At 53.4% G+C, this 15,658-nt stretch carries 17 protein-coding genes and 1 pseudogene; 9 read left to right on the top strand and 9 right to left on the bottom strand.

Annotated features, from left to right (window positions below; all coding sequences use genetic code 11):
* Window positions 1-201: 201 nt before the first annotated feature.
* Window positions 202-1,584, bottom strand: a pseudogene (locus AB9F26_RS02615) (transposase).
* Between the two features lie 183 nt (window positions 1,585-1,767).
* Window positions 1,768-2,334 (bottom strand): TetR/AcrR family transcriptional regulator, encoded by a 567-nt coding sequence (locus tag AB9F26_RS02620; RefSeq protein WP_335586896.1) that lies wholly within the window; start codon window positions 2,332-2,334, stop codon window positions 1,768-1,770.
* 175 nt (window positions 2,335-2,509) lie between these two features.
* Between AB9F26_RS02620 and AB9F26_RS02625 the strand changes: the two genes are divergently transcribed.
* Window positions 2,510-3,298, top strand: a complete 789-nt coding sequence (locus AB9F26_RS02625; RefSeq protein ID WP_369767206.1) for an alpha/beta fold hydrolase — start codon at window positions 2,510-2,512, stop codon at window positions 3,296-3,298.
* Between the two features lie 72 nt (window positions 3,299-3,370).
* Window positions 3,371-3,526, top strand: coding sequence for a hypothetical protein (locus tag AB9F26_RS02630; protein WP_335586898.1), 156 nt, complete (start codon window positions 3,371-3,373; stop codon window positions 3,524-3,526).
* 249 nt (window positions 3,527-3,775) lie between these two features.
* Here AB9F26_RS02630 and AB9F26_RS02635 read toward each other — a convergent pair whose 3' ends face one another.
* The 5 genes from AB9F26_RS02635 to AB9F26_RS02655 form a co-directional block, all read right to left on the bottom strand.
* Entirely contained in the window at window positions 3,776-4,063 is a 288-nt protein-coding gene (locus tag AB9F26_RS02635; protein ID WP_335586899.1) for a GNAT family N-acetyltransferase, read from the bottom strand.
* Complete coding sequence (locus tag AB9F26_RS02640) at window positions 4,063-4,695, bottom strand: CDGSH iron-sulfur domain-containing protein (protein ID WP_335586900.1); 633 nt, start codon at window positions 4,693-4,695, stop codon at window positions 4,063-4,065. Before AB9F26_RS02640 ends, AB9F26_RS02635 begins: the two co-directional genes overlap by 1 nt.
* Window positions 4,696-5,011: 316 nt before the next feature.
* Window positions 5,012-5,368, bottom strand: a complete 357-nt coding sequence (locus AB9F26_RS02645; protein ID WP_335586901.1) for a DoxX family protein — start codon at window positions 5,366-5,368, stop codon at window positions 5,012-5,014.
* Between the two features lie 78 nt (window positions 5,369-5,446).
* Window positions 5,447-6,532, bottom strand: a complete 1,086-nt coding sequence (locus tag AB9F26_RS02650; protein WP_369767207.1) for an Ig-like domain-containing protein — start codon at window positions 6,530-6,532, stop codon at window positions 5,447-5,449.
* Complete coding sequence (locus AB9F26_RS02655) at window positions 6,532-7,755, bottom strand: hypothetical protein (protein WP_335586903.1); 1,224 nt, start codon at window positions 7,753-7,755, stop codon at window positions 6,532-6,534. The genes AB9F26_RS02650 and AB9F26_RS02655 overlap by 1 nt, the downstream gene beginning before the upstream one ends.
* Before the next feature lie 105 nt (window positions 7,756-7,860).
* On the opposite strand from AB9F26_RS02655, the gene AB9F26_RS02660 reads away from it, so the two are divergent.
* Complete coding sequence (locus AB9F26_RS02660) at window positions 7,861-8,757, top strand: LysR family transcriptional regulator (protein ID WP_335586904.1); 897 nt, start codon at window positions 7,861-7,863, stop codon at window positions 8,755-8,757.
* Between the two features lie 173 nt (window positions 8,758-8,930).
* Here AB9F26_RS02660 and AB9F26_RS02665 read toward each other — a convergent pair whose 3' ends face one another.
* A complete protein-coding gene (locus AB9F26_RS02665) occupies window positions 8,931-9,815 on the bottom strand; it encodes a LysR family transcriptional regulator (protein WP_369767208.1) in 885 nt (294 codons plus the stop codon).
* Window positions 9,816-9,942: 127 nt separating this feature from the next.
* Here AB9F26_RS02665 and AB9F26_RS02670 point away from each other — a divergent pair, with 127 nt between their 5' ends.
* The 5 genes from AB9F26_RS02670 to AB9F26_RS02690 all read left to right on the top strand — a co-directional run bounded on the left by AB9F26_RS02670 (window position 9,943) and on the right by AB9F26_RS02690 (window position 13,698).
* Complete coding sequence (locus tag AB9F26_RS02670; protein WP_335586906.1) at window positions 9,943-10,422, top strand: ester cyclase; 480 nt, start codon at window positions 9,943-9,945, stop codon at window positions 10,420-10,422.
* 27 nt (window positions 10,423-10,449) lie between these two features.
* Window positions 10,450-10,944, top strand: coding sequence for a nuclear transport factor 2 family protein (locus tag AB9F26_RS02675; RefSeq protein ID WP_369767209.1), 495 nt, complete (start codon window positions 10,450-10,452; stop codon window positions 10,942-10,944).
* A 43-nt stretch (window positions 10,945-10,987) separates the two neighbouring features.
* Complete coding sequence (locus tag AB9F26_RS02680) at window positions 10,988-11,530, top strand: luciferase family protein (protein ID WP_369767210.1); 543 nt, start codon at window positions 10,988-10,990, stop codon at window positions 11,528-11,530.
* 45 nt (window positions 11,531-11,575) lie between these two features.
* On the top strand, window positions 11,576-12,043 hold the full coding sequence (locus AB9F26_RS02685) for a hypothetical protein (protein ID WP_369767211.1): 468 nt from the start codon (window positions 11,576-11,578) through the stop codon (window positions 12,041-12,043).
* Window positions 12,044-12,165: 122 nt separating this feature from the next.
* The gene (locus AB9F26_RS02690; RefSeq protein ID WP_369767212.1) at window positions 12,166-13,698 is read left to right on the top strand and encodes a glutamate synthase-related protein; all 1,533 of its coding nucleotides are present in this window, start codon (window positions 12,166-12,168) and stop codon (window positions 13,696-13,698) included.
* A 297-nt stretch (window positions 13,699-13,995) separates the two neighbouring features.
* Here AB9F26_RS02690 and AB9F26_RS02695 read toward each other — a convergent pair whose 3' ends face one another.
* Window positions 13,996-14,457 (bottom strand): hypothetical protein, encoded by a 462-nt coding sequence (locus AB9F26_RS02695; protein WP_369754931.1) that lies wholly within the window; start codon window positions 14,455-14,457, stop codon window positions 13,996-13,998.
* A 413-nt stretch (window positions 14,458-14,870) separates the two neighbouring features.
* Here AB9F26_RS02695 and AB9F26_RS02700 point away from each other — a divergent pair.
* A partial coding sequence (locus AB9F26_RS02700; protein ID WP_369757589.1) for a transposase occupies window positions 14,871-15,658 on the top strand: 788 nt, incomplete at its 3' end.

The raw sequence follows: 15,658 nt of genomic DNA on the forward strand, positions 1-15,658 counted from the left end.
TAGGCGAATGACTGAAGAGTCCCGCACCTTACCAGTTCGTGCACGACGCACCGAAATGCGCTGTTTCTGGGAGCTGTCATTCGTAGATCGCGCAGCGAAGGCGTAGGAAGGGCCGATTTTGTTGAAAAACTCGTTGTTTTAGGAGCGTTGGAGCGAGCTACTGCATTGATTGTCTTGGATGTCCGATGCTCGCCCCACTTGTTAACCTGTTGTGGGAACCAACGGCTTGAGTTTTGCTAACTTCCGGAGGTTCTGGGCGGTGGCGGCGAGGGTAAATTCGTCTTGGACACCACATGGTCCTCGTAATCGGAGCCTGCCCAAGCCGAGGATGCGTTTGAGATGTGCGAACAGCATCTCGACCTTCTTTCGGCGTTTCTGGGCCGTCGCGTTGAACTCGAATGCTGTGCATTGACGGGCGAAGTCTCTGACAATTTCGTATTTCTCACGGGTGATGCTGCGCGTCGCAGTATTTGGGCAGCATTTGGACTTCGATGGACATGCCTGACACTCCAGCTTCAGGCTGCGATATTGGCGACGGCCAGCCTTGGGTGTGAGCCTGTTGGCGTCGGAATAATTCCGTCGGGTTTGGCGAAGCTCTTTGCCTTCCGGGCAGATGTATAGGTCGTTGTCTTCGTCCCAGGTGAAGTCCGATCGTGACCACGTACCATCCTTCCGTTTGGAGTTATCAAATACAGGGATGAAGGGGAGTATTTGCCGCTTCAACGTGAGCCAGACAAGATTATCAGCAGACCCGTATGCCGTGTCTGCGGCCACCCAATCGGGCTTAAGGCCAAAGCGGTCTTCGGTGCGGTCAATCATCTTGCGCATTGCGCCCACTTCCGCCTGCCGGATTGATCGAGAAGCATCCACATCCACGATGATCCCGTGATCTGTATCGATGAGGTAATTGTCTGAATAGGCAAAGAAAGCAGGCCCCTTGCGCGCCGCAGTCCACTGGCTGGCCGGGTCCGCGTGGGCGGTAAACTTGGGCATGACATCACTGGCTGCGCCAAGGGCCTCGTCATTCAGGGTGTCGAGATACTCGCGCACTGCGCGCGGCGCATCATTGGGGTCAGTTTTGCGGGCCGCCCAATCGTCAGGATTGCTGGAGTTCTGCTTCTGAACATCAGCTGAGATTAAGCTAGCATCAACAGCAAATCCCTGACCCCCGACCAGCCCCTCTTGCATGCAGCGCGCGACAGTCGTCTCGAACACGTGCCGTAGTAAACCGCTCTCGCGGAAACGACCGTGGCGGTTCTTGGAAAAGGTCGAATGATCCGGAATGCTGCCGGTCAGATCGAGACGGCAGAACCACCGATACGCCAGGTTCAGGCGCACTTCTTCACAAAGGCGGCGTTCAGAGCGAATGCCGAAGCAGTATCCCACCAACAGCATCCGGATCAGCAACTCTGGATCGATGGATGGGCGGCCAGTGTGGCTTTAGAAATCAGCTAAATGACCACGGCTGCTGCTTAAGTCGACGAACCGGTCAATGGACCGCAGCAAGTGATCTTGCGGGACATGATCCTCGAGCGAGAACTCGTAAAACAGCGCCGCTTGCTCTTCCTGCATGGGTCCCATCATCGCCAAACCTCCCGTTCAATACACGAATTGAATCAGTGACTGACCGCTAGATCAAGGAAGAGTTTTTCAACAAAATCAGCCCAAAATACCGAATGCTGGGATGTGTACGAATGCCTACTGTCGACCGAATTGGCTTGACTGATGGGTTGAGTATCTAGGGGCTTGCCGGGCACCAAGCGCTTCCTATATTTTTCCCAAAACAAGTTTGGGCAAGTCACGCAATTTGTCACCAGACCCACTTGCTCTTGCGATGACCCATGAGCCCTGCAAGAGCACTAATAACTTTTCAGCGGTTTCACGCGGGTTAGGTGCATCAAGACGTTCAAGATTCGAAGCTGTCACATCGATCCAATTATTGTAGATTATATTTGCCTCTTCGCGCGAAGAAGGCGGTTGGTGCCCGTCAAGGAGTATGCTGGCCACAGGACATCTGCTGCCCTGATCTGTCCGCTCAAACAAGGTGGCGAGACGCTCGCAAAACAAATCAATTGCGGCATGCCAAGTTTGCGATGCTTCAAATGTTGCATCGATAAGGGAAGCCATTTGTTTTCCGGCATCTTGCGCGGCGGCTAGTCCTATGTCGGCTTTTCCGTTGGGAAAGTGGTGGTAAAGCGATCCTTTTGGGACACCACTTGCGTCCAGAATATCAGCTATCGTGGCTCCGTGGTATCCACGTTCCATAAATACCACGTTTGCGGCAGTGACCAATCGATCACGAGAGGTGGTTTTTGAAGCTTTTCGTTGGCTCAAGTTACGGACTCCGCACGAATTAGACGTTTTGGTCTAGACTAAATGGTCTAGCGTCGATATTAAACTGGACCATATAGTCTAGTGAAGGGCTTGTGTTATGCAAGATAAAAGCATTACCCGAAGTGAAACGGTCTCCCTCTCTGCCGATGGCGCGAACCTAGTCGGTACGTCGCGGGTGCCCAGCGATCAACTGCGCGCGTTCGTATTGATCCACGGGGCAGTTGGTGTCCCGCAGACCTTCTATGCCAAATTTGCCAATTGGCTGGCAGAAGCAGAAGGTATCGCTAGTCTGACTTACGATTACCGTGATTTTGGGGCGTCTTCTCAAAAACCAATGCGAGACTCAGATGCGACGATGGCCGACTGGGGAACGCTCGATCAGGCCGCCGCTCTCACGTTTGCAATAAGACAAGCCGATCAGCGGGGCGTGCCACTTTGGGTTATTGGGCACTCTTTTGGCGGCTTTATGACCGGTTTTCACGAAGACGCTAGCAAGATTGATAGGTTCATTGCCGTAGCGAGCGGGCCAGTCAATTGGCGGGAGCATCCGTTGAGCTATATGCCTCTTGCAATGCTTTTCTGGTTCGTTATTGGCCCTCTCGCAACGGTTTTTTCCGGATACCTGCCCGGCAGGCGGATTGGACTGGGCGCTGACTTACCTGCTGGCGTATACTGGCAGTGGCGCAGATGGTGTTTGACCAGAACATTCTTCCGGAATGATTCAGCAATCCCTTGGTTGTCATTGTTGAATCCGTCCCGTCTTCAATGTCCTTTGAAAACGGTCGCATTTACAGATGATCAATTGATCCCACCGCGCACAGTGAATCGACTGAAAGAGCTTTACCCAAAGGCTGATGTCATTGATCAAGTATTCGCGCCGAGTGACTTCTCTCTGAAAAAAATCGGACATTTCGGCGCTTTCTCCGCACGAAATACAGATATCTGGCGCGCCATTATTGATTGATGTTGAAATGTTCTTTGGTCTAGAAGCGTAACACCGCTCATTGGGGATGTAATTCGTTGGACCAACAATGATTTGGCCCCACATACCGCGACAGGCGATAAGGCTGGATGGGATACTGGTGAGATTGCTCAGGACGAAAGCAACGAGATCATCGTAAACGTTGAAATGGAAACGTATTATTTCTGTGTATACCACCCACACATGAAGGCGTCCTTCGAGATCGAATAGTGCGCGCTTATTACTTTTCCAACCTAGGAAAGCTGACATTGGGGCTGGCCGCAGAAACAGGCACAATGGGCTCTTTGCCGACTTTCGCTGCGTTTGCACACGAAATCAACGTCAAATCGGAGGGCGAGCGGCGGCTATGCGGACAAAAGAGACCTTCGCTGCCGTCACTCCAATGTCCGCAAGCTGCTTTTTCCGGCTGGACCGACTTTTGCGCAGCAAGCCAGAATTCACGGATGAAATCCGCAGGCGTCACATCATCACATCTTCCCATTCTGGGTGGCGTGTATATTGGCCCCTGACAAACGGGCTAAGCGGCATGATCTTAAAGTTATTGTCACGTGCGTCTGCAATCAATGCCTCGACCAACGCCTTACCAACACCTCGACCTTCCAGCGCTTCGGGGACACCCGTGTGATCTGCAATTACGCCAGTATCCCCCATTTTCGAGAAAGTAAGTTCAGCTTCGAGCCCATCTACGACGGTAATGTATCTTCCTCGGGTATCGCTCTCTTCTTTGGAAGTTTTGAGATCCACCATCAGTCCGCCTCGAACCCAATTTCACCATGGCTCCCATCACAGAACGGCTTGTTCTTGGAAGCTCCACACCGGCAAAGCGCAAACCTCTGTCCGGTAGCGACACGCCGGCCAGATGCCGCAATAATCTCCAGATTCCCTACTACCATTACGGGGCCGTTTTTGAGCGGTTTGACCTCAAGCGGGCCATCTCGCACTTCAAGCGTATCTGTGTTTTCAGTCGCGTCGGCCACTCCAGTCCCGGTAAAACCAGCTTCAATATGGGAGTTGTCGCAGAATGGCTTGTTCTTCGATTGCCCGCAGCGACACAGCACGGCGCGTTTGCGCGGTTCTTCACCGGGGATACGAATATCTCCGTGGAGCTCGTTTGGACCATTTTCCCAAATGCGGGAGGTGTTCACATTAGGCATCGGTTCATCAGTTCCGTCATCGTATCGTTCGTAGGTCAGCGCGCCGGAAGGGCAACTGTCTATGATCCTTGCAATTTCTTCGGCATTTGCATTTTCTGGAAAAATCCAGGCACCCTTGGCGCCTGGTTGAAACACCGCTGGAAGCCCGAGGACGCAGCGCCGCGCATGAATGCACTTTTTACCGTCGAACTGGACAGAGATATTTTTGCCTTTGACATTGGCCATTATGATTTTCCTTCTTGCTGGGTTTGTAGGCTATAAGGCGGGAGTGTCTAACATCAGCGCTTATGACTCCAATAGGGTGATTTGATCAAAGAGAGTTTCTGGCTCAGGCCAAGGTGTCTTATCGAAAAGCGAGCGAGTTCAAACAAAGAGGGCGTTGCCAAAGACTTCGGCTAGTCACGTGCCAACACCCTCGCTTTTTTTAGCGGTGTACCACTGATCGACCCAGAGGCCTTGCTGAAACAATCAAAAGTTTTTGCCTTTCCTCTGAGTTCGAGGCCGCGCCCCTTTTCATGGCGCAGCGATAGAATTTGTTGCGTCAGGCTGAAATCTGATCGCGATGCGTGAAAACCACCGCGGCGGCCAGAACCCCGAGCGCTAGCGCCGGGACGGCTGAAGGACCGAGGATAAAAAAGTGCGACAGCACCGCACCGATCATGGTGCAAAGTAGCAAACCCGCACCGAAAACCTCACGGCCGCGCGCCCACAGCAGGGCGGCCCCGCCAATTTCGATGATGCCGGTCACATAGCGGAAACACTGTCCGACACCGACCGCTTCGAAGGTTTGCACCATCATCTCTGCGCCCAAAAGCTTCGCGCCGCCGGCAGTGACAAAGGCGAATGTAAGCAGGGCCTTGATGGTCAGAAGGCCGTATTTGTGTACGTTGGAGAACATATTTCTCTTTCTTTTCTTTGACTTCGACTGGTGTGTGCTGTGGCGAGCCTCAAGCTAAATTGGGAGCCGGAGGATCGCCTAGTTTTTGCTAATCTGAATTGTGATCAATGCCTCCGGAACTGTTGCCCCGATGGTGCCAGAGGCCGCGTCAAAAGGGGCCGCGATGGTGTTGCCCGAGACGTCTTCAAGTTCAGGATCGACGATCAGATAATACTCGCCCGCTTGCCATGCTTCCGTAGGGGCAAAGGCCCAACCACCCGCATCACTGGAAACGTGACCGCGCAGATCATTGCGTGCGCTGTCCTGCACACGCAGCAATCGCAGCACAGCACCGCTGTCCATGATGCGGTCAAAGGCAATTGTTAGGGATGCATGGCTGCCGGCAGGCGGTGTTAGAATTTGCCAGTTCATCGGATCAATAGCGCGGCGCTCGGACGGCCCGACACGCAAGGCAAGTGTAACGTCTGTTTCCAACGGCGCGCCAGCCGCGCTTTGCATGCGCTCAGACACGATCAACTGGTAGCTTTCGCCTGACTGCAATGGAGCGCCTGCCTGCATATTAGGTCCGACTCCTTGCTTGATGCGACCGGGGTCCAACAGCAAGGTGGCGCGGGTTTGTGAAGGGTCCCAAAGCTCGGTCTCAAGGTTTAAGAACGGACTTGGGACTGCGTCACCGTCACTTTGGGTCAGCGTGACGGCCTCGCGCAACTGACCGCGCGCCATGGGTTCGGAAAACTGTACATAGAGGCGTAGGGTATTTGCAGGGATAACAGCCTGAGATGGCGCAAAACCAATGAGTTTTGGTATCGTGACCTCAGTCTCGGGCAGAGAGATGCCCAAGTCATACGACGTTTTCGCCAGATCAAGATTTAGGATATACTCCGTCCCTGCCCGGAGTGCGAAACGAGGCATGATCACGATGTCTGCGCCCAGTTCATCAAGCGTGACAGGCATCCCGAGCTCTGTGTTGAGGTTGGCAACTTGCAAGCGCAATGCATCCTCGGTCGACATTGCCTCTGACTGCTCCGCCTCTGAAAGCCCCCTTAGGATTACAGCACCTGATGTTGCGTCATACTGCGCATCTGGGGCTGCAAATGTTGGCAACGGAAGGGTGATACATGCGGCAAGCAAAGCCTGCCGCATGAAAGAGCCAAAGGATGTCATCAGTTAAACTCAAGCGGTCCAGCCGCGCCGTAGCCAAATGGATCGGGGCCATCCTCAAAGTTCATCTCGACAATGTGATCAGCACGATCAAAGAAGAACGGCAAGGCCAGCGTGTGCAGTTGGATGTTGCGCCCATCATCTGGGCTGCGGCGCACGACCACGGCAAAACTATCGTCCAACGTATCAAGATGCATTGTACCACTCATTGGCAGTGCGAACTGGTCCACACCTGCAACCGAAAAGACAGGTTGCACACCTTCGCCGTGTGGCATTTCTTCAGCCGAAGCGACGGAGGCGAGGTTCAACGACGCAGCCGAGCGATTGGTGTTCGTCACCACCACATTACTGCTTCCGTCCCACCCATTCACGTAGGGAACGATATCAATCGGTGTGTTGCCGAACCCCATCTCGCCGATCATCGTGCCACGCACCTCCGCACCATCGGTCAGTTCGGCCAGCGGGATGCGCACAATCGGTGTGCAGGCGTAAATCGCGATTAATGTTGGAATACCGTCAAGTTCGGTCACGGTCTGAGAAATGATTGGCGCGCGGGTCTCATACTGCGTATGAACAGCGTGCCAAATTTCGATCGAGGAGGTGCTGACTTCATCGTCAAACGGGTATGCCATGCGGCGCAGCTTGGAGCTGAACTCTTCGTTCGATAGACCCGCTACCAGCAGCTCCCCGTCGTAGTAGTCGATATCCGTTATTGCCAATGTGTTGAGCGGTTGACCAAATTCAAACGTTGCGTCTGTCGGAACAGGGCCAACGCTCTGTAAGGTGTGGTCAGCGGCGGCTAGATCAACAATATCAAGCGCACCATTATTGACGGAGACGATAACCGCCTCGGCGTCCGGACCATGGCCACGATGCACGGACAAGAAGATTTGCTTGCTCGGTTTGTGTACGACCATGTCATTGATCACCACGTCCTCGGCGCTCACACCCAGCAAGGCTGCGATTTCAACATCGAGGTTGTTAAAGATTGTGCGCCCTTCAAATGTTTGAGCACGCCCCAATTGGTAATCAGATTGATCCGCAAGGGCCTCGCCAAGATCAAAGGCATGTACGAGGCCCGCTTGGCTGTCCCCAACGAACAACACAGTGCCGGTGTCAAAGGCCAGTGCACCGGCGGACTGCAAGTTTACCTCTTGCGCAGAAATTCCGCCGGCGGTGGCGAGGGCCATCACGCTTGCAGAGAGTATAGACTTGGAAATGGACATTTCTGTCTCCCTTGTTTGATCTGATGAGATGCAAACTAACGGTTGCAAATTTTTACGATAGATGAAAAAAAGTGGTCCTTAGGGTCACAAAATGAGAACGTCGAAATGGGCCAGATCGAAGACCTCCGTGTGTTTGTGAGCATCGTCGAAAATGGCGGGATCGCTCGCGCGGCCGAAGTATTGGGTATCGCCAAGTCCGCTGTCAGCCGCCGTCTTGGGCAACTTGAAGACCGCTACGGCGTGCATCTGATCGACCGGCAGCCACGCACGTGGGTGGTTACAAGAGCGGGTCAGGAGCTTTACCAGCGCGCCAGCGTCACGGTCGCGGATGTCGACGAGCTACAGGCTGATTTTGTCCACAGCGCGCAAAGCCTAAGCGGACCACTCAGTATCTCCATCGCAAGAGAGTTCGGGCTTTCGTTCCTCAAGCCCACCCTTTTCTCTTTCATGGAGGCGCACCCGCAGATTGATCTAACCGTCGATTTTGACGACCGGATCGTTGATCTAGAGAGCGAGAACTATGATCTGGGCGTCCGCATGACCTCTGGAGATATGGCCGGGTACGTAAACCATCCCCTTGCAGTGACGCGTCACGGCCTCTTTGCCAGCCCGTCCTACGCCGCCAAGAACGGCCTGCCGCAACAGCTCTGCGACCTAACCAAACACCCGTTGCTACATTATGGCTCCGCGCGGCGTGCCCGTTGGGAGTTTCTGTGTGACGGGAAAAAGCGATACGTCGAATTCCAGCCTGCGCTGAATTCAAATAACGGGCCTTTTTTGCTGGACGCGACGCAGAAGGGCAAGGGCTTAGCCCGCTTGCCTGACTTCTTGGTGTCCACAGCGGTTCACAATGGCGATCTTGTCCCTGTCTTGCCGAGCTTCGAATTCGAAACATTCAATGTCCAAGTCGTCTATCGTGCCAACAGGCGTCTGAACAAACGAATGCGGGTGTTGGTTGATGCGCTCCAACAGGGCTGTACCGTACTGAATGAAAATCGCTGACCATATGCAAAGCAGACGTTCGCGCAGTGCGCAGCATTTGGCAAAATGGGCTCAGACCCGCCGTTCGCTGCACAATGCACCTAGGTCGGCTATGCGGGACTAAGTGTGAATTCGCTGCAATTGCACCAATGTCTGGTTTGGGGATTTCCTGAAATTGTCACAAGCTGCCGTGATTAGGATTTTGCTTGGCTCAATACGTTTAAAGCAAGGTGAATGAGCCCATGTTTTGGCGCGTTTGCTGGCCATTCGGCAAAGACACTGATTGATCGTAATTCCCATTCAGGCAGCACTATTTCCATCGTGCCGTTGTCAATGTCGGGCGCGACAAGGAACTCAGGTACGATAGCCAGCCCAGCTCCGGCGTGGGCGAGGCGATGCAAAGCTTGGGCATCGTTTGTAAACATGTGTGGGGTGGGCTTGATCTTCATGGTCTCCCCGTCCTTGTTCCTAAAACTCAAAGGAACGTTTTGAACCGGTGCAAGCGCAAGCCATTCCCAATCGGTTAGCGCCATGGGGTCGTTACCGACAGTACGCGTCGAGAGGTAGTCTTTGGACGCAACCAGCACACGTCGCACTTCAAACAAAGTACGTGAGGTCGCTGAGTTCTTTGAACTCGGCCCCATTCGAATTGCCAAATCAAACCCATCGTCAATCAACGCGCGGCGTGTGTCTGAAAAATCTACAGTCAATGTGATGCGCGGATATTCCAGTGAGAACGCGGCGATCTGATCCGTAATGTGTGACAAGGAGAGAACGGAGGGCAGTGTGATGCGCAACTCTCCACTGGGTTCACCAGCTGTCGCAGAAAGGTCCAGCAATTCGCCTTCAACCGCGTCCAACATGTTGCGTGTTGCAGCCAACAGCCTTTGACCCTCGTTTGTGAGCGTCAGCTTTCTGGTTGAGCGATAAATCAGCGCAACTCCAAGGTGTTCTTCCAATTGTGAAATATGATGGCTGACTACCGACGGCGAAAGATGCAGCTCACGCGCCGCGCCGCGAAATGAGCCATGGTCGATTGTCTTGGCAAAGATGGCCATCTGTCTGAGGCGATCAATCATTAGGTAAGTAATCCGAACAGTTAAAATTGATAAACGCACCTTATGATCTAATTAAAATATGTCCAGCTTATTCGAACAGCGCCCGACAACTTCATGGGCTTCACTTTTCATAAGAGGAATTATTCACATGAAAAAGTCACAATCCCTACTTGCGGTCGCGACATTGGCCGTCTCTTCAATCGCCTCGTCAGCCATCGCTGACAATGCCGATACGGTTCAGGCTTTCTATGAACTCCTCAGCAATCCAGGTTCTGAATCCCACACTGCTGCCTTCGTTGAAGCGACTGCTGACACATGGGAAAGCGTTGGCGGCTATGCCGGTGAAAACAAAAGCCGCGATGCTTTCTTGGGTCAAGTTGGTGGCTTCGCCAAGCTTCTCCCTGACCTGAACTGGGCCATCCAAGATCTGCATGAAAGCGGTAATTTCGTAACCGTGCGTAGCCGCGCGACAGGTACACCCGTTGCACCCTTCTTTGGTGTCGATGGTGAAGGTCGCAGCTTTGATATCATGACGATCGACATCCATGAACTTGCCGGCGGAAAAATCGTTCGCTCATACCACGTCGAAGACTGGGCAGGCGCACTGCAGCAGCTTTCTGGCCGCTAGAAATTGAACCCAATAGGAGTACTTAAAATGAATAGACGACAAGCAATGAAGGCTTCTGTAGCCGCGGTCACCGGCGCAACATTTGCCTCGGCTGCAACAGCGCAGTCAAATGATGATCAAAGTCAGGCAAGCCTCGACACTGTTTTGGCCCTTATGGGGGCAATGGGCAGCGGTGACATGGGTGCGATGGCCGATCTTATGGCCGACGACATGGTTTGGTTAAACGCTGGCGATCCGACCCTTCCTTGGATCGGTCCGTGGGATGGCAAAGAAGAGATCTTTGGCTTCCTCGGTGTCTTTAGTGAAAACTTTCAAACCATCAAGTGGGAAAATACCGATGTTCTCGCCTCTGGCGACACGGTCGCGATCTTTGGTGACATGAATGGGATCACCACGAAGTCCGGCCAAGAAATTGGTGACTTCACCTTCGCCCTACGTGCCAAAGTGCGTGACGGCCAAGTTGTGCTTTGGAACTGGTTCGAAGACAGTTTCGCAGTCAGCCAAGCCTTCCACGCGAAGTAACTTCCAAATCCACAGCCGTGGCCAAACATTAGAGGAAATTAGAATGATTAGATTTTCACAAAGATTTACCATTTTGGCTGCGGCATCCCTTTTTGCCTGCGTCACACCTGCCTTTGCGCAGGATGTGTCAATCCCGAACCGTGACGGGCCCCGCCCCGAAACTACCAATGGCGTCCCCCATATCCAGTTGGGTCTGGAGGCGGTCCCTGAGTTAACAGAAGTGATGCTGAAACAAGTGGCAGAGCTTTCCGGTGTGACACTCGGTTCAACACGGGTTTCCTTGCCCGGCGCTGTTGGCTTTCAATTGAACACTGATATCATCCTTGCCGAACCTGATGCAATCGTCGGCGGACGAGAGTTCGCGCACGTCCACCCAGACGGCAGTTTGCACGCATCACTCGAACCTGAACTGGCGCGCGCCGCGGTGAACGCCGGTTGGGCCACACCGCACCCTTGGGCTGATCAAAGACCCGGTTGGGAGGGCTTCGTCATGATCTATACGCCCACCACAGAAGCCGAGTTAGACGTCGTACTTCAATTGGTGCGTGGGTCATACACCTATGTGACGGGGCTGCCAGCGCCATAGTTTGCGCAGAACACGCGACAAAAAAACTAATCAAAGAGGTACGACATGCAAGAGACAACGAACCCTTCAATCGGTTTAGGTCGATCTGGCAAGATTTTCCTAACTGCTCTCGTGGTCTGGATTCTAGCGCAGTTAATCCGCTTCATCGCGATCCCGCTCATCACGAGCGTCGCAAACGGCATCGATGCGCCGGGTTGGATGTATCCCGCGATCCTTGACGTTGTTACTGCAATCCTTGCCGTGCCGCTCGCAATCGCAATTTGGAAATGGCGGGAGTTTACGGTTTGGACGCTCACAATTGTCTATTTCACGCTGTCTATCGTCGATCACATTGGTGCACTAACGAACCTCACGCTGATCGGTGAACCCATTGCATTTGAACAATTCAACGGGGGAGGAAACCCTTATGCTGCGCCCGTCGTACAGACGGTATTAGATGTAGTCTTCTTTGGTTTGCTGTTTATGCCCAGATTTCGAGGGCTGTTTTTCCAACTTTCAAAACCAAAAAACTAGTTATTATTGCTACCAAGGCCACAGAATAGACCGCCTTGCGGCAAAACAAGGTACCCTTGATCTCAAGGGCACTTCACAGCCTATCAAGTTATGAAATTCAAAGCATCAATAAGGACAAAGATATGACCCAATCCGTTCCGATCATCGCCGCCAAACATCCCGCCAAAGTCGATCTGGAAAAGGGCAAGGATTACTATTGGTGTCGGTGCGGATTGTCGAAAAGCCAACCGTTTTGCGATGGGTCGCATGCAGGCACTGATGTGACGCCTCAAAAATTTACTGCTGATAGCACAGGCAGCGCAGCGCTATGTCAGTGCAAGGCGACAGCGAACGGTCCATTCTGCGATGGAACCCATGCAAGCCTTGGTGACCTAAAAGCAGGTGATCCGTCACCGAAGCCGAAGTCTGACACCCCGACTGCGACACCCACGCCAGAAGAGCCAACCGTGGCCCGAATTCACGCCTTGGCTAAAGACGGGCTATCCAAACTGGGCCACCACGGTGAAATGGGTGCAATGGGTGTTCCACGCAAAGACCTTCCGCACTGGGATGACATTCAGATTTTACCGGCGCAGATGGCCCGCAAACCATTGCTGGATGACGTGCCCGTGGCGACATCCGTGACGATTGGCCCGCGTGCGGCCAAACCGTTGCAATTGGACATCCCATTATTCGTTTCGGACATGAGCTATGGCGCATTGTCCGAGGAGGCGAAGATCGCGTTATCGCGCGGCGCTCAGATGGCAGGAACTGGGATTTGCTCCGGTGAAGGCGGTATGCTGCCTGAAGAACAAGCCGAGAATGCGCGTTACTTCTACGAATTGGCCTCCGCACGGTTTGGCTGGGACCTCGATCTGGTCGCGCGCGTGCAAGCCTTTCATTTCAAAGGTGGTCAGGGTGCCAAAACCGGCACGGGCGGGCATCTGCCCGGCGATAAGGTGCAAGGTAAGATTGCGGAAGTGCGTGGGTTGGAACCCGGACAATCCGCGATATCCCCTTCAACGTTCCCAGACCTTGAAACGCCAGCAGATTTCAAACGTATCGCCGATGAAGTTCGCGAACGATCTGGTGGCATTCCTATCGGGTTCAAGCTGTCGGCGAACCACATTGAGGACGACATCGACTTCGCGCTGGAGGCCAGTGCCGACTACATCATTCTGGATGGTCGCGGCGGCGGTACAGGTGCTGCACCGTTGATCTTCCGCGATCATATCTCAGTGCCAACAATCCCAGCATTGGCCCGTGCCCGTGCGCATCTGGATGCAAAGACAGGTCGTGAAGTGACCTTGGTCATCACAGGTGGCCTGCGCGTGGCTGAGGATTTCGCCAAAGCCATGGCCTTGGGCGCGGATGCTGTCGCAGTTTCAAACTCTGCCATGCAGGCGGTCGGCTGTATCGCAGCACGTATGTGTAATTCAAACAACTGCCCTGTCGGTGTCGCGACCCAGAAACCCGAATTGCGTGCCCGACTGGATGTGCAAATCGGCGCAAAAAAACTCGCCCGTTATTTCGGTGCATCGGTGGAGTTAATGCAGGTTTTGGCGCGCGCCTGTGGACACAATAATCTTTCTGATTTCGCTCATCGTGACATCACCACATGGAAGAAAGAGATGGCCGATCTTAGCGGAGTGCGATTTGGTGGCATCAAGCGTTAGGCATAAGCCATCATGCGAGGTGACGTGCTTGAATGTCGCCTCGCTGTTGCCAACTGAACGTGGAAGCCGCCATTCAAGCACGTTGCAGCATCTGTCAATATGGGCTCGTTGCCGACTTTCGCTGCGTTTGCACACGAAATCAACGTCAAATCGGAGGGCAAGCGGCGGCTATGCGGACCTTGCCGCCGTTCGCTGCTCGCTTTGCCGAAATAAACTGCTGCATTTCGGAGAGAATGGCCATGAGCCGATGGTCTTGCGAACAAGTCTGTTCGTCACAATCTTCGATTGTATGTTTTTTCAGTTGGGAACTTCCACAACTCCAACAATGTGAGTCCGCCTCAATGGCAGAGCTTGGTACGCCGAAACAATATCCGTTGTGGCAATGCCCTTGCCAGTCATACCATTATAGCGCCCCGTGCCAGTGACAATTTCCCAGTTGTTTGCCGCGCCTTTCTCTCCAGCCTTCCAACGCATTATGAACGTGTCTTCACCCTCACCGAAAACGCATATCCCAGTTATAGAGTTGGTTCCATCTTGGTATCCGAAGCCTGAACCAACGCATCGGGTGACTCCGTCTTCCAAAGGACCTTCAATAACTTCAAAACCGCCCTTGTTGTCCGTAAGGTGAAAGATATGATCGCCAAGGTCAAAATTCTCTTGAGAAAGCGGGTAGACGTTATTGATTTCGATGCGTTGTTCTTCGGCATTGGCAGCAAAACCAATTGCGGCCAGAATTGAGACTAAGATTAGGATTTTCACAAAGGCCTCCCTGAATTCCGTTCATTTTAGATTCTTTGCAGAAATACACAAATGAAAAGCGGGGTATCGTGTCGCAAGCCTTCGCATGCGAGGAAAAAGCAAAGAAGTAACGGTTGCTATGGGCTCCTTGCTGACTTTCGCTGCGTTTGCACATTGAAAAAACTGGGTCACAGCCCCGAGTGTCCGCTTTCTTCAAGTTGCCTAAATTAGTTTGCGTGTGCAGCGAAAGTCCGGTTTCCGCGGTGGTTTCAACCGGTGGACGCAACACTTTAATCTTTTGGAAGAGATGGAGTGTTGAACATGAAGTATCGTCGCAGAATTTACTATTCGTCTAAGCAGCGCACGGAGATTTGGGATCCCTCTCAGCGATGCAAGCATCGCCTGTCGGCAGTGGATGGCAGCGTGGGGAGTCCATGAGGTCGATTGGGCGCGTGTTTGATAGGCCCTCCTCGTCGGTCTTTTCGGTGATTTCGCCGACGGGTGGCATCCGCCCACCAGATCGCAAGCGTAGCACCCGTGCTTTGAACCTTTTTGAGCGGGAGGAAATATCGCGTGGGCTGAGCATCAAATGTTCACTACGCATGATAGCGCACCAATTAGGGCGCTCCCCGTCGACCATCAGCCGCGAGGTTAGGCGCAATGGTGGGCCTGCTGGATATCGGGCGGTGGCTTCAGACCAAGCAACATGGGATCGCGCTTTGCGCCCCAAGACATGTAAGCTGGCTTGTCATCCATCTTTGAGCCGCGCAGTATCAGCAAAGCTACGACGTAAATGGTCGCCCGAGCAGATTGCGGGTTGGCTCAAACGTGCGTTTCCGGGAGAGGCGCAGAGACAAGTGTCACACGAGACGATATACAAAAGCCTATACATACAAGCACGTGGCGTCCTCAAGAAGGAGCTGCTGGAGCATCTGCGTGCCAAGCGTACAGTTCGGCGGTCTAAGCATGCCAGCCTCAAGCGCAACGGTCTTGGTCAACCTCTCAGCGATTGCTTTGCATTCGCCTGCCGGTCAGCGGATCAAGAACGCCATATCAATCTCAGAAAGACCAGCATCGGTCGAGGATCGGGCTGTTCCAGGCCACTGATGGTGTGGATGCCTCACCCCGGAACCGGCATCAAAGTGTGCCATAGTGGTGATATTGAAAGCACCAAATCGGAGGAGACATCCATGAACGAAGTTACAATGATTGGCGTCGACTT

The sequence above is a fragment of the Falsihalocynthiibacter sp. BN13B15 genome, assembly GCF_041205415.1.
Classification (GTDB): domain Bacteria; phylum Pseudomonadota; class Alphaproteobacteria; order Rhodobacterales; family Rhodobacteraceae; genus Falsihalocynthiibacter; species Falsihalocynthiibacter arcticus.